General features: G+C 65.0%; 22 protein-coding genes. 14 read left to right on the top strand and 8 right to left on the bottom strand.

The window, feature by feature from the left end; all coding sequences use genetic code 11:
* Window positions 1-2 precede the first annotated feature (2 nt).
* From WDM24_RS33675 to WDM24_RS33665, 3 genes are read right to left on the bottom strand one after another with little or no spacing between them, the layout of a single operon-like run.
* A complete protein-coding gene (locus WDM24_RS33675; RefSeq protein ID WP_338828841.1) occupies window positions 3-944 on the bottom strand; it encodes an FAD binding domain-containing protein in 942 nt (313 codons plus the stop codon).
* Entirely contained in the window at window positions 941-3,622 is a 2,682-nt protein-coding gene (locus tag WDM24_RS33670; RefSeq protein WP_338828840.1) for a molybdopterin-dependent oxidoreductase, read from the bottom strand. Before WDM24_RS33670 ends, WDM24_RS33675 begins: the two co-directional genes overlap by 4 nt.
* The gene (locus WDM24_RS33665) at window positions 3,619-4,293 is read right to left on the bottom strand and encodes a helix-turn-helix domain-containing protein (RefSeq protein WP_338828839.1); all 675 of its coding nucleotides are present in this window, start codon (window positions 4,291-4,293) and stop codon (window positions 3,619-3,621) included. Before WDM24_RS33665 ends, WDM24_RS33670 begins: the two co-directional genes overlap by 4 nt.
* A 195-nt stretch (window positions 4,294-4,488) precedes the next feature.
* Between WDM24_RS33665 and WDM24_RS33660 the strand changes: the two genes are divergently transcribed.
* Together WDM24_RS33660 and WDM24_RS33655 are read left to right on the top strand one after the other, a co-directional pair.
* Complete coding sequence (locus tag WDM24_RS33660) at window positions 4,489-4,722, top strand: DUF6894 family protein (protein WP_029082016.1); 234 nt, start codon at window positions 4,489-4,491, stop codon at window positions 4,720-4,722.
* Window positions 4,723-4,731: 9 nt separating this feature from the next.
* On the top strand, window positions 4,732-4,911 hold the full coding sequence (locus tag WDM24_RS33655) for a hypothetical protein (protein ID WP_338828838.1): 180 nt from the start codon (window positions 4,732-4,734) through the stop codon (window positions 4,909-4,911).
* 12 nt (window positions 4,912-4,923) lie between these two features.
* Here the strand turns inward: WDM24_RS33655 and WDM24_RS33650 are convergent, their stop codons facing one another.
* The gene (locus tag WDM24_RS33650; protein WP_338828837.1) at window positions 4,924-5,853 is read right to left on the bottom strand and encodes an AraC family transcriptional regulator; all 930 of its coding nucleotides are present in this window, start codon (window positions 5,851-5,853) and stop codon (window positions 4,924-4,926) included.
* 367 nt (window positions 5,854-6,220) lie between these two features.
* On the opposite strand from WDM24_RS33650, the gene WDM24_RS33645 reads away from it, so the two are divergent.
* From WDM24_RS33645 to WDM24_RS33605, 9 genes are all read left to right on the top strand, one after another.
* Complete coding sequence (locus WDM24_RS33645) at window positions 6,221-7,171, top strand: AraC family transcriptional regulator (RefSeq protein WP_338828836.1); 951 nt, start codon at window positions 6,221-6,223, stop codon at window positions 7,169-7,171.
* Between the two features lie 97 nt (window positions 7,172-7,268).
* A complete protein-coding gene (locus WDM24_RS33640; RefSeq protein ID WP_338828835.1) occupies window positions 7,269-7,604 on the top strand; it encodes a hypothetical protein in 336 nt (111 codons plus the stop codon).
* A 117-nt stretch (window positions 7,605-7,721) separates the two neighbouring features.
* Window positions 7,722-8,927: an NAD(P)/FAD-dependent oxidoreductase gene (locus WDM24_RS33635; RefSeq protein WP_338828834.1), complete on the top strand. Its 1,206-nt coding sequence runs from the start codon at window positions 7,722-7,724 to the stop codon at window positions 8,925-8,927.
* Between the two features lie 71 nt (window positions 8,928-8,998).
* Window positions 8,999-9,793 carry an acetoacetate decarboxylase gene (locus tag WDM24_RS33630; RefSeq protein WP_338828833.1) on the top strand — a complete coding sequence of 265 codons (795 nt, stop codon included), beginning with the start codon at window positions 8,999-9,001 and terminating at the stop codon, window positions 9,791-9,793.
* A 33-nt stretch (window positions 9,794-9,826) separates the two neighbouring features.
* Window positions 9,827-11,002 (top strand): patatin-like phospholipase family protein, encoded by a 1,176-nt coding sequence (locus tag WDM24_RS33625; protein WP_338828832.1) that lies wholly within the window; start codon window positions 9,827-9,829, stop codon window positions 11,000-11,002.
* A 43-nt stretch (window positions 11,003-11,045) separates the two neighbouring features.
* On the top strand, window positions 11,046-11,828 hold the full coding sequence (locus WDM24_RS33620) for a 3-hydroxybutyrate dehydrogenase (protein ID WP_338828831.1): 783 nt from the start codon (window positions 11,046-11,048) through the stop codon (window positions 11,826-11,828).
* A gap of 69 nt (window positions 11,829-11,897) precedes the next feature.
* Window positions 11,898-12,629 (top strand): DUF1275 family protein, encoded by a 732-nt coding sequence (locus WDM24_RS33615; RefSeq protein WP_338828830.1) that lies wholly within the window; start codon window positions 11,898-11,900, stop codon window positions 12,627-12,629.
* 368 nt (window positions 12,630-12,997) lie between these two features.
* Window positions 12,998-14,086, top strand: coding sequence for a PepSY-associated TM helix domain-containing protein (locus tag WDM24_RS33610; RefSeq protein WP_338832497.1), 1,089 nt, complete (start codon window positions 12,998-13,000; stop codon window positions 14,084-14,086).
* 5 nt (window positions 14,087-14,091) lie between these two features.
* Window positions 14,092-14,274: a hypothetical protein gene (locus WDM24_RS33605; protein WP_338828829.1), complete on the top strand. Its 183-nt coding sequence runs from the start codon at window positions 14,092-14,094 to the stop codon at window positions 14,272-14,274.
* Window positions 14,275-14,285: 11 nt separating this feature from the next.
* On the opposite strand, the gene WDM24_RS33600 is transcribed toward WDM24_RS33605, so the two are convergent.
* From WDM24_RS33600 to WDM24_RS33590, 3 genes are all read right to left on the bottom strand, one after another.
* Complete coding sequence (locus WDM24_RS33600; protein WP_338828828.1) at window positions 14,286-14,507, bottom strand: hypothetical protein; 222 nt, start codon at window positions 14,505-14,507, stop codon at window positions 14,286-14,288.
* A gap of 1,513 nt (window positions 14,508-16,020) precedes the next feature.
* Entirely contained in the window at window positions 16,021-16,329 is a 309-nt protein-coding gene (locus tag WDM24_RS33595; protein ID WP_338828827.1) for a hypothetical protein, read from the bottom strand.
* A gap of 486 nt (window positions 16,330-16,815) precedes the next feature.
* Window positions 16,816-17,613 (bottom strand): N-formylglutamate amidohydrolase, encoded by a 798-nt coding sequence (locus WDM24_RS33590; protein WP_338828826.1) that lies wholly within the window; start codon window positions 17,611-17,613, stop codon window positions 16,816-16,818.
* A gap of 103 nt (window positions 17,614-17,716) precedes the next feature.
* Here WDM24_RS33590 and WDM24_RS33585 point away from each other — a divergent pair, with 103 nt between their 5' ends.
* From WDM24_RS33585 to WDM24_RS33575, 3 genes are all read left to right on the top strand, one after another.
* Window positions 17,717-18,619: a transglutaminase family protein gene (locus WDM24_RS33585; RefSeq protein WP_338832496.1), complete on the top strand. Its 903-nt coding sequence runs from the start codon at window positions 17,717-17,719 to the stop codon at window positions 18,617-18,619.
* Between the two features lie 2 nt (window positions 18,620-18,621).
* Window positions 18,622-19,434 carry a transglutaminase-like domain-containing protein gene (locus tag WDM24_RS33580; RefSeq protein ID WP_166298580.1) on the top strand — a complete coding sequence of 271 codons (813 nt, stop codon included), beginning with the start codon at window positions 18,622-18,624 and terminating at the stop codon, window positions 19,432-19,434.
* A 183-nt stretch (window positions 19,435-19,617) separates the two neighbouring features.
* The gene (locus WDM24_RS33575; protein ID WP_166298579.1) at window positions 19,618-20,016 is read left to right on the top strand and encodes a gamma-glutamylcyclotransferase family protein; all 399 of its coding nucleotides are present in this window, start codon (window positions 19,618-19,620) and stop codon (window positions 20,014-20,016) included.
* Between the two features lie 128 nt (window positions 20,017-20,144).
* Here WDM24_RS33575 and WDM24_RS33570 read toward each other — a convergent pair whose 3' ends face one another.
* On the bottom strand, window positions 20,145-20,699 hold the full coding sequence (locus WDM24_RS33570) for a chlorite dismutase family protein (RefSeq protein WP_166298578.1): 555 nt from the start codon (window positions 20,697-20,699) through the stop codon (window positions 20,145-20,147).
* Window positions 20,700-20,891: the final 192 nt, after the last annotated feature.

Genomic DNA, 20,891 nt, shown 5'->3' with positions numbered 1-20,891 from the left:
ACCTAGCGCGCGGTCTCGTTGACGTTGAGCGTCCGCTCCATCACATCGCGCAGCAAACCCACCAGCAGATCGAGCTTGTATCCCGTCATCGGCAGCGGCTTTGCGCCTGATGTCGCGAGCTCCGCGGCTTGCGCGATCGTCGCCGCGTCAGCCGGCTTTCCCTGCAGCGCCGCCGCGCATGCTGTGAGACGCAGCGGGACCGGGGCGATGCCGCCGGCGGCGATATAGACCTGCTGGAATGCACCGCCGGAGATCACGGCCCGCACGCAGACCTCGACCAGCGGCCATTCCGCATGCGAGCGGCTGATGGCGCGCTTGTAAAGCGCGCGCTCGCCGGCCAGCGGGGCAGCGAGCTCGACCCGCTCGATCCGTTCGCCTGATGCGAGCAGGTTGTCCACCGTGCCGTTGCTGCCGTTGCCGAGCAGGTCGGAGATCGACAATCCGCTGCGCCGGTCCGTGGTGACCTTCGCATCATAGGCCAACAGCACCATCGCCATGGTCGACGGATGCGGCGCCACGCAAGGGCCGAGATCGAACGCGACGTGATAGAGATGGTTGCCCGATCGCGCCGGACAGTCGGAGCCGCCCTTCTTGAGACAGGCGATCTGCGGATTGCGGAAATACCAGCAGCGCGAACGCTGGGCGAGGTTGCCGCCGAGCGTTGCCATGTGCCGGATCTGCGGCGTGGCAAGGCCCTGCGCCGCGGCAGCGATGCCGGGATAGGCCTGGGCAAGCCGCCCGTCGGATGCGATGGTCGCGATCGCGGTCAGGGCGCCGATGCGCGCCGAGCCGTCGGCGTTCCACGCGATCCCGATCGTATCGGGACTGGCGGCGAGATCGATGATCGACCCGCACGACAGGCCGCTGCGGCGGCGCTCCGACAGGTCGGTGCCGGCTGCGCGGAATTCGGGCGCGAACATCACGTCTGCGGTTGCGGCACTCATGCGGCAGCCCTCCCTTTCAGCGCGGCGACGATGCGGTCGGGACGGATCGGAATCTCGGTGAGGCGGACGCCGATCGCATTGTGGATCGCGTTGGCGACGGCCGCCGAGGTCGGCACCGTCGACGCTTCGCCGATGCCGACGCTGTTGCCGAGCACATGGTCGAAGCCGGCTTCGTCGAAATGCACATCGATCTCGGGCGTGTCGGCGATGCCCGGGATGCGATAATCCTCCATCCCCGCGGTCAGGACGTCGCCGCTGGTCGGATCCAGCTCGCGCGCCTCATAGAGCGCGTAGCCAAGGCCCTGGATCACCGCGCCGCAGGCCTGGCTGTGCGCCAGCGCGGGTGCTGCGATCTTGCCGACTGCAATCCCGGTATGCACGTTGAGCACGCGCACATGGCCGAGCCAGGTGTCGACCTCCACCTCGATGACCTGCACCGAGCTCGGCACGCCGGCGCCGACCGCGATGTTCGAGAAGCGGCGCATCATCCAGCCGAACACAAATCCCATCAGGCCGACTTCGCGCAGCGGCGAGCGGATGCCGGGCGCCGTGTTCTTGCCGTCCTCGCCGCGCGTCTCCGTGACAGCGATGTCGGGCGAGCGCGCGATCAGCTCGCGCCACGGCGCGTTCGAACCCGGCGCGGGCTTTCGCGTGGCCTGTTCGAGGATTGCGGCCTTCAGTTTCCGCACCGCCTGCAGCGTCGGCGGCAGCACGGAGGCGGTGACGCGGCTGCCGCCGGAGCCGGGCCCCTCGGGCAGCGACGAATCGCCGATCCGCACCTCGATGTCGCCGGGTTCGAGATCGAACTCGCGCGCGATCGTGTCGGCAAGCACACTGCGGGTGCCGGTGCCGATGTCCTGCGTCGCGGTGCTGGCGATGATGCGACCGGCCTTGACCGCGACCTCGACCTTCACATTGGGCTGCCACAGATAGAGCCAGTAGCCCGTCGCCACCCCGATGCCGCGGCGATAGCGCCCGGTCTGCGCCGGCTTCCGGTTGCGCCAGATCTCGAGCCCGGATGCCCAGTCGTAGAGCCGCTGACGGTTGGGGTCAGGATCCCAGCGCTTGCGCAGGGCGATCGGATCGACGTTGAGCCGCAGCGCGGCTTCGTCGATCGCCTGCTCCACCGCGAATGCCATCGGCGGACCGCCGGGGCCGCGGAAGGCTGTGCCGGGCGGCAAATTGCTGATGACGTCGAAATCCGAAAGGTCCTTCGCCTCCGCGGGGTAGATCAGCCGCGCCAGGCCCGCGATCGTCGAGTTGGTCGCGGCCCCCGTATCGGCATGCGCAGTGACGGAGAGCGCTTTCAGGCCGCCCTTCTCGGAGGGAAGCAGCGCGACCTTCAGTTCCGCGGCCGGCCGATAGCCGGCGACGGAAAGCTCTTCCTGGCGGTCGTAGGCGACCCGCACCGGCGCCTTCGCTTCACGCGCAAGCTCGATCGCGGCGATCGTCTCGACGCCGAGACTCGCCTTCGATCCGAAGCCGCCGCCGACGTGATCGGCGATCACGCGAACCTTGTCGTGACCGAGCTTGTAGCGTTTTGCGATCTGCTCCTTCAGGTGAAACACCTGCTGGGTCGAGGCGTGCAGGGTCAGCCGGTCGCCGTCGAAGCGCGCCACCGCGGCATGCGGCTCGAGGCATGCGTGCTGTTGCGTGGCGGTGCGGAAGGTTGCCTCGACGAGCAGCCGGTTGTTGGCCTGGCGCGCCTCGTCCACCCAATTGCGGGCCTTTTTGGCGCGTGTCGAGAACACTGCGGTCGGTCCGCGGATGTTCTGCTTCCAGGGCGCCGGCCCGCCAGCCGCTTCCGAGACATTGCCGGCCCGCTTGCGGCTCGCCTTGTCGAACACGACAGGCGCGTCATCCTTGCGTCCCGCGTCGAGCCCGATCACCGCGGGCAGGCGTTCGCTGGTCAGCTTGATCGCGGCGAGTGCGGCATGCGCGGTCCTGCGGTCCGGGGCGGCAACCGCCGCAATCGGCTCGCCGACATAGCGCACAGTACGATCGTCGCCGAGCAGCGATACCGCGGTGACGCCGGAGAGCGCCCGCGCCGGAGCCAGATCAAGCGCGGTGATGCGGGCATGCGCCTCGCGCGACCGCAGGATCACGCCTTCGAGTTGGCCATCATGGTTGATATCGACGGTGTACTTTGCCGCGCCGGTCACCTTGTCGCGCGCCTCGATGCGGGGCGCTGTGACATTGTCGCCGTCGAAGCGGCCGGCGCAGGCATCCGCCACCGCGCGGAAAATCCCGTCATAGGCGCCGCATCGGCAGAGATGGCCGGACAGCGCCACGCCGATCTCCTCGCGCGAGGGCACGGCCGTTCCCTTGGTTGCACGCCAGCGGTCGCAGAACGCGGTCGCTTCCACGATGAAGCCCGGCGTGCAGAAGCCGCACTGCAGCGCGTCGTGCGCCATGAACGCCTTCTGCACCGGATGCAGCGTTGCGGCGCCGATGCCTTCCACCGTCGTCACCGATTTGCCGGCGGCGGCCTGCGCCGGCATCAGGCAGCTTGCGACCGGCGCGCCGTCGACCAGCACCGTGCAGGCGCCGCAGACGCCGGCGCCGCACACCAGCTTGGTGCCGGTGAGCTTGAGCTGGTCGCGCACGACGTCGATCAATAGCGCGTCGGGATCATCGGGCAGGGATTCAACGCGGCCGTTGATGGTCGTCGTGCTCATGGATGTCCTCCTGTCGTCCTGCGTGTCGGCTTTTCCCTCATCGCCGCCTTCTTGACGGGCGGCTTTTGCGATTTCGGCATGGATTTCGGCACGGCGCCCGCGCAGAGCGTCCGCACCATCATCGCCATGTCCTTCAGGAACGCATCGGCCGGCTGCATCGCCGGGTACTGCGACTTCGATGCGTACATCGCCATTTCGACCAGCCGGGCGAATTCGGCCGGCGACAGACCCTGCGGCAGCACAAGCTGCTGCTTGCGCACGATCCGTGAGATCGTCGCGACCATGCGCTCCGCGTAGCGCGCGGCATAGGTCTGGTAGAGGTCACGCGCGTGCACGAGGTGCTCGGAATACAGCTCCTCGAGATGCGGCGAGCCGTCCAGCGACGCGATCATGGTCGACATCCGCGCGATCATGCCCGCGGCAAGGATGTCGCCGAGATCGCTGCCCGCCGTCTCCGCTTCGGCAACAGCGGCGTCCTCGGCCGCGATCGCGGACTCATGCACCCGCTCGATCACGGCGCGGAACAGCGCTTCCTTGGATTCGAAATGGTGATAGAGCGCCTGCCGCGTCAGGCCGGCCGCTTCGGCGACCTGCTCGATCGAGGAACGGCGAAAGCCGTGCCGGCGGAACACCAGCATCGTGGCATCGAGAATGCGGGTCTTCGGTCCCATTTGACGATTTTGACAAATATAGAAGAACTGTCAAATCGCGATTTGGTGAGGGTGGTGCTGGAGCCCTGATCACCATTCCGCGAGGTCGCCGCGCCGCCGGCACCGGTGTGAACCGCATCACGGATGGTCGCGTCCAAGAAACGTAGAGCTTGTTAAAGGCGAGCCTGCTCGCCCGGAGCTTGCAAGGACACTGACATGGCCCAGGTTTATTTCCATTGCTCGACTACGCGCGGCGTGTTGATGGATCGCCGCGGCACCGCGGTGACCAGCCTTTCCGAGGCCTGCGAGGCGGCGACCTGCATGATGCGATCGCTGGTCGCGACCGCCAGCCTGGAAGACTGGCGCGACTGGGCCGTGCATGTCAGCGACGAGGCCGGCGACGAGATCGTCATCCTGTCCTTCGCATCCGTTCTCGGCAAACCACACTGAGAGGGTGCCATGCGGTCGCTGCAGCCAGCATTGCTGCCTATTCGCCGCGGCCTGCACGCGATCACGACCGGCTGGCAGAATCTGATCGAGCGAATTCGCGATCCCTACCGGCCCGAGCGCCACTACATGCGCGGGCCGGGCCCCAAATGGCATGCCAAGCATGCCGTTCAAGCCGCCCCGGCCGGTTGAACGCAGACCGGTTCAGCTCTCGCTTTTCGTCGGGCGATGCGTCTCGCGGCGCCACGCCGCCGGGCTGACGCCGATCACGGCCGAAAACACCCGCGTGAAATGGCTCTGATTGGCAAAGCCGGCCGAAATCGCGATCTCGGACAGCGACAGGTCGCGCACCGCCATCAATTGCTTGGCCGCCGTCACCCGTTGCCGCAGCAGCCATTGGTGCGGCGGCAGGCCGGTGGAGATGCGGAAGGCGCGCGAGAAGTGGCTGACCGAGAGGCCGAACTCGGCCGCGATCTGCTTCAGCGGGATTTTTCCGCCGAGGTCGGCTTCGAGCCGTTCGCACGCTTGCCTCGCTTGCCAGGCGGCCAGGCCTCCGCGGGTCGGTGCGGTGATGCTCCGCAGTCCGCCATAGGTCTGCGTGACGTGTGCGGTGAGGGCGAGCATCATGTGATCGATGAACAGCTGGTTGGTCTCCTCCGGCCGGCGCAATGCTTCGAGCAGCGAAGCGCCGAGATGACGGACGATGGCGTCGTCATGGCCGATACCGGGCTGATAAGCTAGTTCACCGATACGCGGCGCGCCGGCCTGCCTGGCGATGTCGTTAAGCGCGGAGCGCGGCAGATAGAAAAAGATCGAGTGGAACGGCTTGTCGATCACATAACGCGGATCGCGCTTCAGGTCGTACAGGTAGGTTGCGCCGCTGCGGATATCCGACTTGATGACGCACCGGCCGCGTTCCCAGCACTCGCAGTCCGGGTAATCGCGAAACTTGAGGCTGAGCAGATAGGCATCGTCGGCTGGCAGCGAGCCGGACAGGTCGCGCACCGGGTTGTCGTTCCGCGTCTCGGTGACCGCGAGCTCCGCACTGCGCAGCGAGCGCGTGATCAGCGAGGGCGCTTCCGCCAATTGCAGCGGCCGCCCGAGCCTCCGTCCGTAGACGCCTGCCTGTGCCATATCGATCAAGTCCGACTGTAATGGGTGACCTCGGAAACCGTCACCGTCATCTCGCGTGGTCGTGGCTTATTATCCGGATTGCTGCGGTGCCGTCCAGTTCCTCACGCGATGATGAACGACCCGCACCGCGTCGATCACGGCAGTGCTATTCCAGAACAATTTCAATTGCTTTGGTCCGATCGACTTTGTCGGATGCAGAATGTCGCGGCGGCGCGCTTGCAGCAGGATTGGATAAAGCGTGGCCGTTTTAGGAAAGACATTCGTACTGCGCGGCGCTTAGTTCCCGCCGACAGTTCCGCGCCTTATCGGTCCGTAGACCCTGCCCGCAGGGAGGTAGCGCATGAGCTTTCAAACGCGAGCACAGGTCATGACTAAGCCGATCCTGCACGATGCTTTGCGGGATTCGTCCGCCGCATCCGATGCCAACCCGCCCGAGACGCCGGTCGGCCCGCGCGCTCCCGCAGACCAGGAGATGGCGCGTGTGCTCCACACGCGGCCGCTGCGCATCGCGGCCGACCCGTCGAGCGGCGCGATCGCCTATTGGAAGCACGAGGCCCTGCACGACGTCGTCCGGCCGATGGTCGATCACGTCATCATGACCTATCCCGCCGGCTCGCAGCAACTGGAGCGGCGCACCGGCAAGGTGACTTCGATCGGCACGGCGCGTTCAGGCGTCGTGACGATCATTCCGGCCGGCTCGACCTCGCGATGGGACATCCACCAGTCGATGCATGTCGTTCAGCTCTATCTTCCGCATGCGACGCTGCAGCGCGTGGCCGGCGAAGCCGACACCGCCGCGCCCGGCGATCTCTTGGAGCGCACCGCGCATCCCGATCCCATTACATCGCGATTGCTGTTGAGCGCCGCCGACGCTCTCGACGGCAGCCAGGCGCTGGATGCGCTGTTCAGACACCAGCTGACCGATCTTCTGGCGAACCGCCTGCTGTCGGCGCATGCCGGCGTGCCCGCCGCCGTTCAGGCGACCATGGGAGGGTTGTCGCCGACCGCGCTGCGCCGCGCCACCGAGCGGTTGCGCTCGGACAGCGATGCGGACGTCTCGCTTGCGGCGCTGGCCATGGACGCCGGCCTGTCGCGCTTTCACTTCTGCCGTGCCTTCAAGGAAAGCACCGGGCTCTCGCCGCATGCCTGGCTGCGCCAGCACCGGCTCGAGCAGGCCATGAACATGCTGCGCGACACCGATGCATCCGTCGTCTCGATCGCGGCGGCGCTCGGCTACAGCTCGCAGACCGCGTTCGCCGCGGCATTCAGGAAGCTGACCGGCGAAACCCCGAGCGATTGGCGTCGTCGTCTGCGGTAGCAGCAATCGCTCTACAGGTCGGGCAATCGCTCTGGGGCACCAACGAGCCCAATTCGCTAGATCACCGTGGCGCCCACGCCAACAACGGAGACAAGCGATGGCCTGGAAGGATTTCGGCAGCTCCCTCGCAATCACGCGGCGACGCCGGGCCGTCGCGACCGCACTGATGTACGGGCTGACGCTCACCGTCCGCTTCACCTCAGCAACCGGCGACGATGCCGACGCTCCGGCGCAGGCCGCTCACGGCGTCAATCCGATGACCTCGGTGATGATCAACGACGCGGCTCAGGGGCTCACCCGGGACCTCTTTCCGGGCGCCGCGCAGCCGGTCAGCTTTCACCGCGGTTCGCTGCCCGGCGCGCGCGGTTGTCGCGCGACGTGTGGACCGGCGCCGCGCACGCCGTTCGTATCGGGCTGTGCCATCAGTCAATAGGCACTCACGTTCATTTCACCGCTTCGCGTCGCAGCTCGCGACAGGTTTGACCGTCAGCGGCAAGCGGCGGCGGCGACGCGCGGACATCAGAGACTGTCAACCCAGAGGAGATATCCCATGCGACTGGTCATCATCGGCGCCGGCTTTGCCGGCATGTACGCCGCACTTTCCGCAGCCCGCCTGCGCGACATCAAGGGCGTTTCGCCCGAGGAGCTCGAGATCGCGCTGGTCGCGCCGGAGCCGACTTTGGTGGTCCGCCCGCGGCTCTACGAGCCCAAGCCGGAGACGCTGACCGCACCGCTGCTAGACGTCTTCAACGCGATCGACGTCGTCTATGTGCAGGGCAGCGCCGAGGCCGTCGACACCAAGGCGCGTACCGTGCAGATCGTCACCGCCAAGGACGCACGCAAGACGCTGCCCTACGATCGGCTGGTGGTGGCGACCGGCAGCCGGCTGTTCCGCCCGAACGTGCCCGGCCTTGCCGAGCATGCCTTCAGCGTCGACAACCTTCAGGACGCGATCGCGCTCGACCGTCATCTGCATAGCCTTGCCAAGCAGCCGGCATCGGTGGCGCGCGACACCGTGGTCGTTGCCGGTGGCGGCTTCACCGGCATCGAGGCGGCGACCGAGATGCCGGCACGGCTCAAGGAGATTCTCGGCAACGACGCCAGGCCACGCGTCATCATCGTCGAGCGTAACGCTGCGATCGCACCCGACATGGGCGAGGGGCCGCGTCCGATCATCGAGGAAGCGATGCGCAAGCTCGGCGTCGAGGGCCGCTTCGGCGCCGGCGTCGCCGAGGTCAGCAAGTCCGGCGTCACGCTCTCCAGCGGCGAGCATATCGAGGCCGCGACCGTGGTCTGGGCGGCGGGCATCCGCGCCGCGCCACTGACCGCGCAGATCCCGGCCGAGCGGGACAATTCCGGCCGGCTGCTGGTGGACCGCGATTTGCGCGTGCCGGCGGTCGCAGGCGTGTTCGCCACCGGCGATGCCGCGCGTGCGGCATGCGACGATGACGGCAACTACGCGCTGATGTCGTGCCAGCACGCCACGCGGATGGGCGCCTTTGCCGGCAACAACGCCGCCGCCGAGCTGCTCGGCGTCCCGACCAGGCCGTATCACCAGAAGGCCTATGTCACCTGCCTCGATCTCGGCGAGGCCGGCGCGCTGTTCACCCGCGGCTGGGAGCGCAAGGTCGAGATGGTCGGCGACGTCGCCAAGAAGACCAAGCGGGAGATCAACACCGTCTGGATCTATCCGCCGCGCGCCGAGCGCGCCGCCGCGCTCGCATCCGCCGATCCGGAGCACGTCACCGAAGTCTAACACTCCCGACATCGGCCGCGCCCTGCACGGGGCGCGGCCACGCTCGACCGCCATATCTGGAGCTCACCAAAGTGAAACACGAGACCGTGCGCACATCGTCGTTCGCGATGCCGCTGACCAGTCCGGCCTTTCCGCCCGGGCCGTACCGCTTCATCAACCGCGAGTATTTCATCATCCAGTACCGGACCCATCCCGACGCGCTGCGCCGCGTGGTGCCTGAGCCGCTGCAGCCGACCGATCCGGTGGTGAACTACGAGTTTATCCGCATGCCGGACTCGACCGGCTTCGGCGACTACACCGAGAGCGGCCAGGTCATTCCGGTGTCGTACAACGGTCAGCTCGGCGGCTTCACCCATCAGATGTTCCTCAACGATCATCCGCCGATCGCGGGCGGGCGTGAGCTGTGGGGCTTTCCCAAGAAGCTGGCGCAGCCGAAGCTCGAGGTCGAGATCGACACGCTGGTCGGCACCCTGAACTACGGTTCGGTGCGGATCGCGACCGGAACCATGGGCTACAAGCACCGCGCGCTCGACATCGCTGCCGAAGCCAAGAAGCTCGCCGCGCCGAACTTCCTCCTCAAGATCATTCCGCATGTCGATGGCACGCCGCGCATCTGCGAGCTGGTGCGCTACCACCTCGAGGACGTCACGGTGAAGGGCGCCTGGACCGGACCGGCTGCGCTCGACCTGTACTCGCATGCGCTGGCGCCTGTCGCCGAGCTGCCGGTGCTGGAGGTTCTCTCCGCCAAGCACATACTTGCCGACCTCACGCTCGGGCTTGGCGACGTGGTGCACGACTATCTCGCCACGAGCCAGGCGACACCGCATCGCGGCGGCGACGTCTTGACCGCCGCGAATGCCGGCTGACCGGCCGCAACCCGTCCATCAGGAGATCCAGCAATGCTGAACGTGATGCGCGAGCAGATCAATCCGCTGTCGCAGCAGACCATGTCGCTGCCCTACGATGTCGTGGCGCTGGTGCTACAGGGCGGCGGCGCGCTCGGCGCCTATCAGGCCGGCGTCTATGAAGGCCTGCACGAGGCGGGCATCCGGCCGAACTGGCTCGCCGGCATCTCGATCGGCGCGCTCAACGCCGCGATCATCGCCGGCTCGCCCGAGGGAGAGCGCGTCGAGCGGCTGCGCAAATTCTGGGAAGGCATCTGTGCCGCGTCGGTGGAATGGCCGGCCGGCGAGGGGCTCGCCAATGCCCTGCCGTTCGCCTTCGACATGCGCTCGGCGCACAATGCGCTGGCGGCGATGCGTGCCTTGCTCCAGGGGCAGCCCGGCTTCTTCAAGCCGCGCTTCCCGCCGCCGTTCCTGTCGCCATTCTCGGGCGCCGCCGCGACAAGCTTCTACGACACCTCCGCATTGCGCCAGACGCTGGAGCAGCTCGTCGACTTCGATCGGCTGAACTCGGGAGGGGTGCGCGTCAGCGTCGGCGCGGTCAATGTGCGCACCGGCAATCTGACCTATTTCGACACCGCCGAGCGCCGGCTCGGACCGAAGCACTTCATGGCGTCGGGTGCGCTGCCGCCGGGCTTCCCAGCTGTCGAGGTCGACGGCGAGCACTATTGGGATGGCGGCGTGGTTTCGAACACGCCCTTGTCCCGCGTGTTGTCCAGCGAGCCGCGCGATACGCTGACCTTCCAGATCGATCTGTGGTCGGCGAAGGGCCGCGTGCCCAACGACCTGATGGAGGTATCGAGCCGGCAGAAGGACATCCAGTATTCCAGCCGCACCCGCGCCATCACCGATCAGGCGCTGCGAATGCAGAAGATGCGTCAGGCCTTGCAGCGGACGCTCGCACTGCTGCCGGAGGGTGTCAGGCAGGATCCGGAAATTCGCGAGATCGCCGAGATGGCCCGCCATCGCTCCTGCAACGTCATTCACCTGATCTACCAGTCCAAGGTCCATGAGCGTCACTCCAAGGACTACGAGTTCGGGCTGAGCGCGATGCGCGCGCACTGGCAGAGCGGGTTGGAGGATATCCGCCGCACGCTGGCGGATCCGAGCCGCCTCGACCGGCCGGCGCCCGAGCGCGGCATCGTCACCCACGACATCCACCGCCGCGACTGAGTTGCGGTGCCTCACATCCTCACAGCACCGAAAGGAAATTCCCATGTTGAAGGGCAAGGTTGCCATCGTCACCGGATCGACCAGCGGCATCGGGCTCGGCATTGCCAGGGAACTCGCCAGACTGCGCGCCGACATCGTCTTGAACGGCTTTGGTGACGCCAATGAAATCGAGGCGATCCGCGGCGGCATCGAACGCGAGCATGGCGTGCGCGTCAGCTACGACGGCGCCGACATGTCGAAGGAAGATGCCGTGCGCGGCCTGGTCACCGCGACGGTTGCCAGGTTCGGCCGCCTCGATATCGTCGTGAACAATGCCGGCATCCAGTTCACCGCCCCGGTCGAGGAATTTCCGGCCGCCCGCTGGAATGCCATCCTGGCGATCAACTTGTCGGCTGCATTCCACAGCATTGCCGCCGCGGTGCCGCAGATGAAGAAGCAGCGCTGGGGCCGTATCGTCAACATCGCCTCCGCCCACGGCCTCGTTGGGTCGACGCACAAGGCGGCCTATGTCGCGGCCAAGCACGGTCTGATCGGCCTGACCAAGGTGGTAGGCCTGGAGACCGCCGGCAGCGGCGTGACCTGCAATGCGGTTTGTCCCGGCTGGGTGCGCACGCCGCTGGTCGACAAGCAGATCAACGACATCGCCGCGGAGCGCGGCATCAGCCAGCAGGATGCTGCGAGAGATATGCTCGCCGAAAAGCAGCCGTCGCTCGAGTTCGTCTCTCCGGCACAGCTTGGCGGCACTGTCGCCTTCCTGTGCTCGGGCGCAGCCGACCAGATCACGGGAACCGCGATCTCGGTCGATGGCGGCTGGACGGCGCGGTAGCGCACGGACATCGAGCATGACCGGGACTTCCTCAGCCGGCCCATGACGGCCAAATCCAGGTGCTCGCCGATGTCACTGCTCGCCAGAGGCTTGCTCGCCTTCCAAGGTCCGGATGATTCCGCGGATGACACCATGGAGCTGTCGCGCATGGAGGCGCGACTGCCGGCTTTGCTCAGCGTGATCGCCGGAATGGTCGACTGTACCGGCTTTTTCACGCTGGGCCACGTCTTCACGGCTCACGTGACCGGCAACCTCGTGCTGGCAGCGGGCGTTGCCGTCGACGGCGGCTCGTTCCATTGGGCGCAGTTGTTGACCATCCCGGTCTTCATGCTGGCGCTGGCAACCGTCTGGCTGATTGCTCGCGCATCACGCTTGCACGGTGCAAGACTGGTGCGGCTATTGCTGCTGGTTCAGTTTCTGATCCTTGCAGCGTTGCTGGCCTTCAGCATCATCGCCAGGCCATCCACCGATCCGGCTGGATGGTTGGCGGGCACGGCGGCGATGATGGCGGTGTCCGCCATGGCCTGTCAGTACGCGCTCCTGCGCCTCGCGGTGCGGGGCGCGATCTCGACCGCCGTGATGACCGGCAATCTGGCCAACGCCGTTTTGTCGGTGATGGACTTGCTTTCGGTCCGTCATCCCCTGCTGCCGCGGGATGCGACGCCGCTGCATCATTCGCTCGGCCGTTTGGCCGGGTTCCTTCTGGGCTGTGTGATTGCCGCGGCGGCGGTTTCGCTGGCCGGAGATTGGACCTGGTCACTACCCGCGGCACTGGCGTGCGCTGCGATTGCCGTGCGGTAACTGCGGTCGAGGTCGCACGCGGGATCCGCATGCACGTCGCTCTCGCGCGCAGGGTCGCTTCGCTGCGCGGTTGTCGTTCGTCGCTCGCCTCGATTCAGTTTAGAACAATCCTAAGAATTGCATTGAAAGACGGGACGCATCGTCGCAGTTCCCTGATGCTCTCGTTGCGAGATCGCAACACGATCAACGATAAGTCCAACACTGGACGAGTTCTAATCCGCAAGCGGCTGTGCGCATCCTTCGTCGTGTTAGTGACGGCGAGCAAAAGCGTACCTGGAATTAGGCGACGGAAATTGACTGCGACCACCACTTCCCTGCGGCGATGGGGCGCCGTCCACAAATGGACCAGCCTGATCTGCACCTTGTTCATGCTGCTGTTGTGCATCACCGGCCTACCGCTGATCTTCCACGAAGAGATCGATGACCTCCTGCACAACCAGGTCAAGCCGGCCGAGGTGCCGGCAGGCACGCCGCCGGCCAATCTTGACCATCTGCTTGGCAACGCGCTGGCGCGGGCGCCGGGCAAGGTGCCTCACTTCCTGATCTGGGATCGCGACGAACCCGGCGCGATGTGGGTCAGCGTCGGTCCGACGATCGATGCCGATCCGACCAACAACCTGCTGATCCGGATGGACACGCATAGCGGCGCCTATCTCGATTCCCCCGATGTCACCGGCCGCTTCACCTACATCATGCTGAAGCTGCACACCGATATGTTCGCGGGCTTGCCCGGAAAGCTGTTCCTCGGATTGATGGGGATCCTGTTCTGCGTCGCGATCATTTCCGGCATCGTGGTCTATGCGCCGTCGATGCGGAAGCTGCGCTTCGGCGCCTATCGTGCGCAGCGCACCCGCGTCGTGCGCTGGCTGGATGTCCACAATCTCGCCGGCATCCTGCTGGTCGCCTGGACGCTGGCCGTCGGTTTCACCGGGGTCATCAACACCTGGGCCGATCTCGTCGTGAAGACGTGGCAATTCGGCCAGCTCGCCGAGATGACCGCGCAGTACCGCGACCGGCCGGTGCCTGTGAGGCTGACCTCGCTGAATGCGGCGGTCGAGGTGGCCAAGCATGCGGTGCCCGGAATGACGCCGAGCTTCGTCGCGTTCCCAGGCACGACCTTCAGCAGCAAGAGTCACTACGCGATCTTCCTGCGCGGCGATACGCCGCTGACCTCACGGCTGCTGAAGCCGGCGCTGATCGATGCGGAAACCGGCAAGCTGACCGACAGCCGCGACATGCCCTGGTATGTGACGACGCTGTTCGTCTCGCAGCCGCTGCATTTCGGCGACTATGGCGGCATGCCGCTCAAGATCGTCTGGGCGCTGCTCGATATCCTCACCATCTTCATCCTCGTGACCGGCGTCTATCTGTGGTGGCGCCGCCGCAAGGCGGGCGTGAGCCAGGAGCGCGCCATCGCCAACGCCGCCTCGATCGACACCCCTGCGCTCTCGTCGTGATCAGCATGCTCTCGCATCGCTCCTTGACCCAGATCTTCGCCGCGCCTCTCGTCATCGCGATCGTGAGCACGGTGGGATTGATCAGCGCGCTTGTCGGTGACGGCTGGTGGGATGCCGTCTCATGGGCGGCGCTCGGCCTGCCCGTGCTGCTCTATCTGGCGTTCATCTGGCGGCGCCGGACGGATTGATCGGAATATGCTCATCCCTGCGGTGTCTCAACCGCCGAGATGCGCAAGGAACCGAACAAGCAATCGAACAAGCGCTCGCCGCCGCGCAAATGCCTGGCGTGCGGGATTGCGCCGGTGCGAGCCCCAAGGATCATCTGCCACGGCTGCATCGGCACGGCCGCCGCGATCGAGGCCGTTCGCAAGTCCAGAGTCGCGCGCGCAGCCGTCCGAAAGCGCAAGGCGAGGTCGGTCAACCGTTCGCCGAAAAAGCGGCGGCTTCGTCCGCGACGTCCGAGCGACTAGGGCGTGTACTCATGAAGGGCGCGTCCGCTAGCCCTCAAAAAGGCGACATAGAATCCGGTCTGAATGCAAGTCGGCCTCGGGCCACGAGGCGAAATGGTATCGCATCAATCAATGAAAGAGGTCGCCAACTGAGGCGGCCTTATTTGCTGATGTGTTCAAAATTGAACGTCCGGAACTGCCGAGATATGGCCATACTCGAATCATGGTCTCAAAAACGAAACCGCTTAGCCCGGAAGAGTTTGCTTCCTTGCTTATAGTCGGCAACACGTCTGGCGTAACCAGCCCTCCAGCAGTGATCCCGGCCGAACACAGCGCCCGGCTGATCGCAATGGGTTACATGGTCGAACTATCGGGCAGGCTGCGAATGACCACGCAGGGCAGATTGCAGATATATGCGGGACAACTCACCACCTAGGGAGGCTCACAACGCCCCCAAGCCGAATAATGCTTGGTGGCGTTGCGCTAGCCCCGGATAGAGCAATCCTCCGGTGCTTGCTAAATCAGCACTCGGCTTAGCTCTCGTCTGAGCAAAATTGCTCACTTTTCATTTTTAGATGGGTGATCTTGGTCCGGGAGATGCCAGCCACTCAGTCATGTGGGCGGCGGCTTCATCGTGCCGCTCTCTCCGCAGTCGCGACTCTCGTTCTGGACCTGGTGGAAGCTGGTTGGCGCGCTCTCGCAGGTCTTTGGCTCCCTGGGCAAGGCGCTCTTCGAGAGAATGAATCTGCTTAACCCGGCACCGTTCTCTCTGCATGGCTCCTCTTTGGAACCCTCGAGGAACCGTTAGAATAGTTGGGTGCCTTCCGCGCTGGGCGTGCCTGATCCGGGCGGTCCCGGCTTTCAGCCCCCAAGCCCGGCCGGGCCGCTCACTTCCGGCCGGGCCTGTCCATGGCCCTCAGCATGAGGCGGCCTACTCATCTTAGTGGGGTGGCTTCAATGGGCCTAAGATCAGTCTCATTGTTTCGGGCGACTTTAGTGGATATGGACCGTCACAATCACAGCAGCGGAACTCCCGACCGCCCGTCTTCGCTAGCAGCCATCTCATGGGCTCGCTGCACTTCCTGCAGAGAGGTGGGGGCGTATTTTTCGGCATGAATGCTCTCGCGGTATGGGCGGGAGCACAAAACTCTCAGTCACCGATGGATGCCGAGGGCGGGCGATGATCCGGGCACTAGGCGCCTTTCATTTGAGTAAGTCGACTCACACTTTGCTGCGGCCCCGGAACATCGGCCAAAACCATTTCATGGCTGGCCGGAAGTCCGCTTTGGGTCAAACTCGGAAGTCGGAACTTGGAGCTGATGTCCGGGTCGTGGTGCACCTGCGCAGGCACTATCATGCTAGAGCGTACTATGCAGGGCCAACGCCTGAAGCGATATCGCGATGTCGTCGAGCCGCGGCGTCTGGTGGGCGATGCTTTCGCGCAGTTGGGTCCGAGCGGTAGCAGGCATTGAACGCGGTTTATTACTAGTTCGTCCGAAGATGGCGACCTTGATTGTAAACAAGCTCCCAAAGCTCGCTGGCGTTCCAAAGCTCACTCTTCCCTTCAGTGAGCTTTTTGGCCACTGCACTCGCGAAACCGTCGCCGACCGGAGGCTCTCTCGAAATGATCCGATAGCGATCCAATGACGGGCTCGTCGGCATCGCCATCGTAAGCCGCCGACAAATATTTGCAGCCATGGCGGCTGCATCGGCTGGGGGTATGCCCTTTTCGCCGCGCAAGGTTTGCGCGATTATTCGTTCTGCTTTGCCCGCGTCAATTCGAAGTTCTGTCATTTTTTGCTCCATTCTGAGGAAGCCACTCTGCTGTGGGAGCGCCGAACTCTCGGCCGTCTTTGACAAAAGACGATGCTTGTTAACTAGGCACGATTTGGCAAAATACAATCGGTTCTTGGCCAGCCAGCGATATCGCGACGTCCGAACGAGGCGTTACTGGTTCAACGGGCGCCACACGGACAAATGCGAGAGGTGGGGCGCATTTTTCGGCATGAATGCTCTCGCGGTATGGGCGGGAGCACAAAACTCTCAGTCACCGATGGATGCCGAGGGCGGGCGATGATCCGGGCACTAGGCGCCTTTCATTTGAGTAAGTCGACTCACACTTTGCTGGGGCCCCAGAACATCTTCCAAAACCATTTCCGTAGCTGGCCGGAAGTCCGCCGTGGGTCAAAAGCCGCCGATGACGGTCGAGCCGAGTAGCATCCACTTCACCCTCAGAAGCGGGCCTTTGTGAATACACGCCCTAGCTGCCCGTTCTACGTCTTAGATCAGCGCCTCCGCGCGTAGCGCCGTCTCGATCTCGCCGAGCACGCGCGCCAGCCGCTCGGCCCACGCCGTCTCGCCGGCCTGATCGGAGATTAGGTCCTGGCGGATCTCGATGCCGGAATTCATCAGGCCGCGTTTCTCGCCGTGCGCCGGGATCGTGTAATCGGTCTCGTCGCTGACCGCATAGGGCTCATTGTCGCCGACCACGAGATCGCCCTCGTTGCGCAGCTGCTTCAAGAGCCGCGGCGGCAGCACCGTGTCGCGGTGGTAGAGCGTGCCGATGTGCCAGGGACGGGCGATGCCGGAATAAACCGGCGTGAAGCTGTGCAGCGACACCAGCACTGTCGCCATGCCCTGGTGCGCACGTGCGTCGATGATCTCGTCGATGCGCCGGTGATAGGGATCGAAGATCTGCGCGCGGCGCATCTCGGCGGCCTCGCGCGACAGGCCCTCATTGCCGGGAACGGTGGTGGCCTCGCTGATCAGCGGGATCGCGCTTGCGGCATGCGGCGGACGGTTGCAGTCGATCACGAGCCGCGAATAGCGCTGCGCGATCAGATGCGCATCGAGCCGGTCGGAGAGCTGGGTCGCGACGCCGGCGATGCCGACATCCCAGGCGATGTGCCGCACGAGCTCGCTTTCGGGCAGGCCGAGGTCGCCGAGCGGAGAGGGAATCAGCCTGCCGTAATGGTCGCAGGTGAACAGGAACGGCGAGCGGCCGGAGGCATTATGTTCAAGAACCGGTGAAACGTCGGTGCTTGCGAGCAGGAACGATGGATCACTGCCGTAATTCAAGGGCCTTTTCCTCAACTTTGCCTATTCAAGGGGCATGCTGGTCTGGAATCGAGCAGCATTCTCTATAGATTAAGCGGTCCGAAATCACGATGATTGTTTGAAGATGCCGCTGCTGACCATTCATCACAAGACCGTTTATCGCTACGCGCGCCCGGTGGCGTTCGGCGAACACCGCATCATGCTGCGTCCCCGCGACGGCCACGATCTGCGCGTGCTCGACAGTGCGCTTATGATCGATCCGCAGCCGATGTCGCTGCGCTGGATCCACGATGTGTTCGGTAACAGTACGGCGATCGCCGCCTTCGACGAGCGCGCCGACACGCTGACATTCGTCTCGACCGCGACGGTGGAGCATAATCCGGCCGACACATTCGCGCTGACGCCTGACGATGCCGCCTACTTCTATCCGTTTCTCTACGACGATGAGGAATTCCCTGATCTGCAGCAGTTCGTCACGCCGCAATATGGCGACCCGAACGGCGAGCTGTCGGCCTGGGCGCGGCGCTTCCTGGATGTCGAGGCTCCGACGCCGACTTTCAATATCATGAGCGGCATGACCCATGGTATCCGCGAGAGCTTTAGCTATCGCAAGCGCCACGAACATGGCACCCAGCATCCGCTCGACACGCTGCAGACGAAGTCCGGCACCTGCCGCGACTATGCGCTGTTGATGATCGAGGCGCTGCGCCGGCTCGGCTTCGCCGCGCGCTTCGTCTCCGGCTATCTCGCGATGCCCACAGACAGCGCGCATGGCTATGTCGGCGGCGGCTCGACCCATGCCTGGGTGCAGGTCTATCTGCCGAGCGCGGGCTGGATCGAGTTCGATCCGACCAACGGCATCGTCGGCACGCGCGACCTGATCCGCGTCGCGGTGGCGCGCGATCCGCGCCAGGCGGTCCCGCTGCACGGGGTCTATCTTGGTCCGCCTGACGCTTTCCAGCGCATGGACGTCGACATCAAGGTCGTGTCGGTCGGTGAGGACGCGGCAGAACGGGAGACAGTCTGACGATGCAGATCAGGGTCGGCTTCGAGATCACCTACACGGCTCCGCAGCCGACGCCGATGGTGATGATGCTGTCGATCCATCCGTCGCGTTACGCGGACATCGTCGGTACAGAGCAGATCGTGACCGAGCCAGACGTGCCGTTCGGCCTCTATCGCGACGGCTTTGGCAATGTCTGTGGGCGTCTGGTCGCGCCCGCCGGTGGCGTCACCTTCCGCGGCAGCGCACTGGTGCGCGATTCCGGGCTGGCTGACGTCGTCAATCCGGCGGCGCAGCAGGTCCCGATCGAGCAATTGCCTGATGATATGCTGCTCTATCTGATGCCGAGCCGCTATTGCGAGACCGACAAGCTGACCGATATCGCCTGGTCGCTGTTCGGCAATACACAGCCCGGCTGGGCCCGGGTGCAGGCGATCACCGATTTCGTGCATCGCCACGTCACGTTCGGCTACGAGCACGCCCATCACATGAAGTCGGCGCACGACGTCTATGAAAGCCGCGCCGGCGTCTGCCGCGACTTCGCGCATCTGGCGCTCACCTTCTGCCGCTGCATGGGAATTCCGGCGCGTTACTGCACCGGCTATCTCGGCGACATCGGCGTGCCGCCGGATCCCGCGCCGATGGATTTCTCCGGCTGGTTCGAGGTCTATCTGTCCGGCCAGTGGTACACCTTCGATGCCCGCCACAACACGCCGCGGATCGGCCGCATCCTGATGGCGACCGGCCGCGACGCCGCCGACGTAGCCCTCACCACGAGCTTTGGCCGCATGACGCTGGCGAAGTTCGTCGTCATGACCGATGAGGTGGCGGCGGCTTGATGTAGAGCCGTCACCCTGAGGAGCGCGAAGCGCGTCTCGAAGGGTCGACGGCCACCAGCCGGGCCGTGCATCCTTCGAGACGCGCGTTCCGCGCTCCTCAGGATGACGGGAGATCGCCAGCGAGCAATCCATTTCGTGGCACGATGGATTGCTTCGCTTCGCTCGCAATGACATAGAACTCACATGATCTCCGATCTTCTCTTCGTCTATGGCACGCTGATGCGCGGCTTCGACCATCCGATGGCGAAGCTGCTCGCGGGCAATGCCGAATTCCTCGGGCCGGCGCAGTGCTGCGGCCGGCTCTATCTGGTGAAGCATTATCCGGGCCTCGTGGCATCGGACGATCCCGCCGACATCGTACACGGTGAATTGTTCCGCTTGCGCGAGCGCGAGGCCATGCTGCGCGAGTTCGACATGTACGAAGCCTGCGGCGAAGGGTTTCCGCCGCCGACCGAATATGTCCGCGAGATGCTGAAGGTCACGCGCGCCGACGGCAGCGCGAGCGAGGCGTGGACCTATTTCTACAACTGGCCGGTCACGGAGTTGCCGCGGATCGCGTCAGGAAAGTTTCTCGAGCATTGACGCTCGTGTCCCGGGCGCCCTGCGGCGCGAAGTGCCGCTGTGCAGAACCGGGGCCCATTTGTGTCACGATCATGGGCCCCGGCTCAGCAGCGCATCACTGCGTGCCGCGCTGCGTCCGGGGCAAGGGCTTACACTTCCCGCACCACGCGGATGTCGACCTCGCGCTCGACGAAGGTCCATTCCTCGGTCGCGCGCAGCACGCCGACCAGTTCGTCGAACAGGCTGACATGTTCGGGCGCGAATTCGAACCAGGTCAGGAAGTCGAAGGGCATGCCGAGGTCGCGGGCGTGAAACAGCTGGCGGGCGATCGCCGGCAGGAATTTCATGGTGTCTGCGATGTGGTGCGACTTGTCCTCGAATATCTTGCGGCGCTCCTCCTGCGTGAGCTCCCACCAGGCAGCCGATTTCCTGATCGGGATCAGCGCCGCATGCGTCGCCTCGCTGCGGCCGAGTGCGGCCTGCACGGCGATGAGTTTCTCGCGCTCCTCCTTCTCGGTGTAGCGCAGATGGCTTGCGACGCCGGCGAGCCGCCAGGAGGTCTGCGCCGGCAACAGCGGCAGCGCGATCGCGTCACTCGAGATCACCGAGAGCGCCTCGACCTTCGGCAAGGTCTCGCCCTTCACCCGCGTGATGGAAGTGACCTTCCAGCCGCCGCTCTGTCCGCCTCTGAACGTCGTGAACATGGCGCTATCCAATCCCGGAAGCGGGGAAGGTTCAAGTTGGCCGAAACGGCTCTCCACCGTGGATTTGGGGGTAGCCCGCTCGACCGGGCCCGACAGACCAGCCTGTGAATAGCCCGGAAAAGCCCCACATTGTTCGTCATGCCGGGCCGTCCCGCTATATGGCTAACCGGTTGTTCGCGATTCGTCGCCCGA

It is taken from the genome of Bradyrhizobium sp. 27S5, from assembly GCF_037217225.1.
Lineage (GTDB): Bacteria > Pseudomonadota > Alphaproteobacteria > Rhizobiales > Xanthobacteraceae > Bradyrhizobium > Bradyrhizobium septentrionale.
Note: the sequence above shows the minus strand (reverse complement) of the source record. Positions and strands in the feature narration are given on the sequence as shown.

What these genes read in the sequence shown, in the direction of transcription:
- WDM24_RS33575 (WP_166298579.1), top strand. Translation starts at nt 19,618, where the DNA reads ATGATCTCCGATCTTCTCTTCGTCTATGGCACGCTGATGCGCGGCTTC.
- WDM24_RS33620 (WP_338828831.1), top strand. Translation starts at nt 11,046, where the DNA reads ATGTTGAAGGGCAAGGTTGCCATCGTCACCGGATCGACCAGCGGCATC.
- WDM24_RS33585 (WP_338832496.1), top strand. Translation starts at nt 17,717, where the DNA reads ATGCCGCTGCTGACCATTCATCACAAGACCGTTTATCGCTACGCGCGC.
- WDM24_RS33605 (WP_338828829.1), top strand. Translation starts at nt 14,092, where the DNA reads ATGCTCTCGCATCGCTCCTTGACCCAGATCTTCGCCGCGCCTCTCGTC.
- WDM24_RS33615 (WP_338828830.1), top strand. Translation starts at nt 11,898, where the DNA reads ATGTCACTGCTCGCCAGAGGCTTGCTCGCCTTCCAAGGTCCGGATGAT.
- WDM24_RS33650 (WP_338828837.1), bottom strand. Translation starts at nt 5,853, where the DNA reads ATGGCACAGGCAGGCGTCTACGGACGGAGGCTCGGGCGGCCGCTGCAA.
- WDM24_RS33625 (WP_338828832.1), top strand. Translation starts at nt 9,827, where the DNA reads ATGCTGAACGTGATGCGCGAGCAGATCAATCCGCTGTCGCAGCAGACC.
- WDM24_RS33570 (WP_166298578.1), bottom strand. Translation starts at nt 20,699, where the DNA reads ATGTTCACGACGTTCAGAGGCGGACAGAGCGGCGGCTGGAAGGTCACT.
- WDM24_RS33660 (WP_029082016.1), top strand. Translation starts at nt 4,489, where the DNA reads ATGGCCCAGGTTTATTTCCATTGCTCGACTACGCGCGGCGTGTTGATG.
- WDM24_RS33580 (WP_166298580.1), top strand. Translation starts at nt 18,622, where the DNA reads ATGCAGATCAGGGTCGGCTTCGAGATCACCTACACGGCTCCGCAGCCG.
- WDM24_RS33595 (WP_338828827.1), bottom strand. Translation starts at nt 16,329, where the DNA reads ATGACAGAACTTCGAATTGACGCGGGCAAAGCAGAACGAATAATCGCG.
- WDM24_RS33645 (WP_338828836.1), top strand. Translation starts at nt 6,221, where the DNA reads ATGACTAAGCCGATCCTGCACGATGCTTTGCGGGATTCGTCCGCCGCA.
- WDM24_RS33675 (WP_338828841.1), bottom strand. Translation starts at nt 944, where the DNA reads ATGAGTGCCGCAACCGCAGACGTGATGTTCGCGCCCGAATTCCGCGCA.
- WDM24_RS33670 (WP_338828840.1), bottom strand. Translation starts at nt 3,622, where the DNA reads ATGAGCACGACGACCATCAACGGCCGCGTTGAATCCCTGCCCGATGAT.
- WDM24_RS33665 (WP_338828839.1), bottom strand. Translation starts at nt 4,293, where the DNA reads ATGGGACCGAAGACCCGCATTCTCGATGCCACGATGCTGGTGTTCCGC.
- WDM24_RS33640 (WP_338828835.1), top strand. Translation starts at nt 7,269, where the DNA reads ATGGCCTGGAAGGATTTCGGCAGCTCCCTCGCAATCACGCGGCGACGC.
- WDM24_RS33635 (WP_338828834.1), top strand. Translation starts at nt 7,722, where the DNA reads ATGCGACTGGTCATCATCGGCGCCGGCTTTGCCGGCATGTACGCCGCA.
- WDM24_RS33655 (WP_338828838.1), top strand. Translation starts at nt 4,732, where the DNA reads ATGCGGTCGCTGCAGCCAGCATTGCTGCCTATTCGCCGCGGCCTGCAC.
- WDM24_RS33610 (WP_338832497.1), top strand. Translation starts at nt 12,998, where the DNA reads ATGCTGCTGTTGTGCATCACCGGCCTACCGCTGATCTTCCACGAAGAG.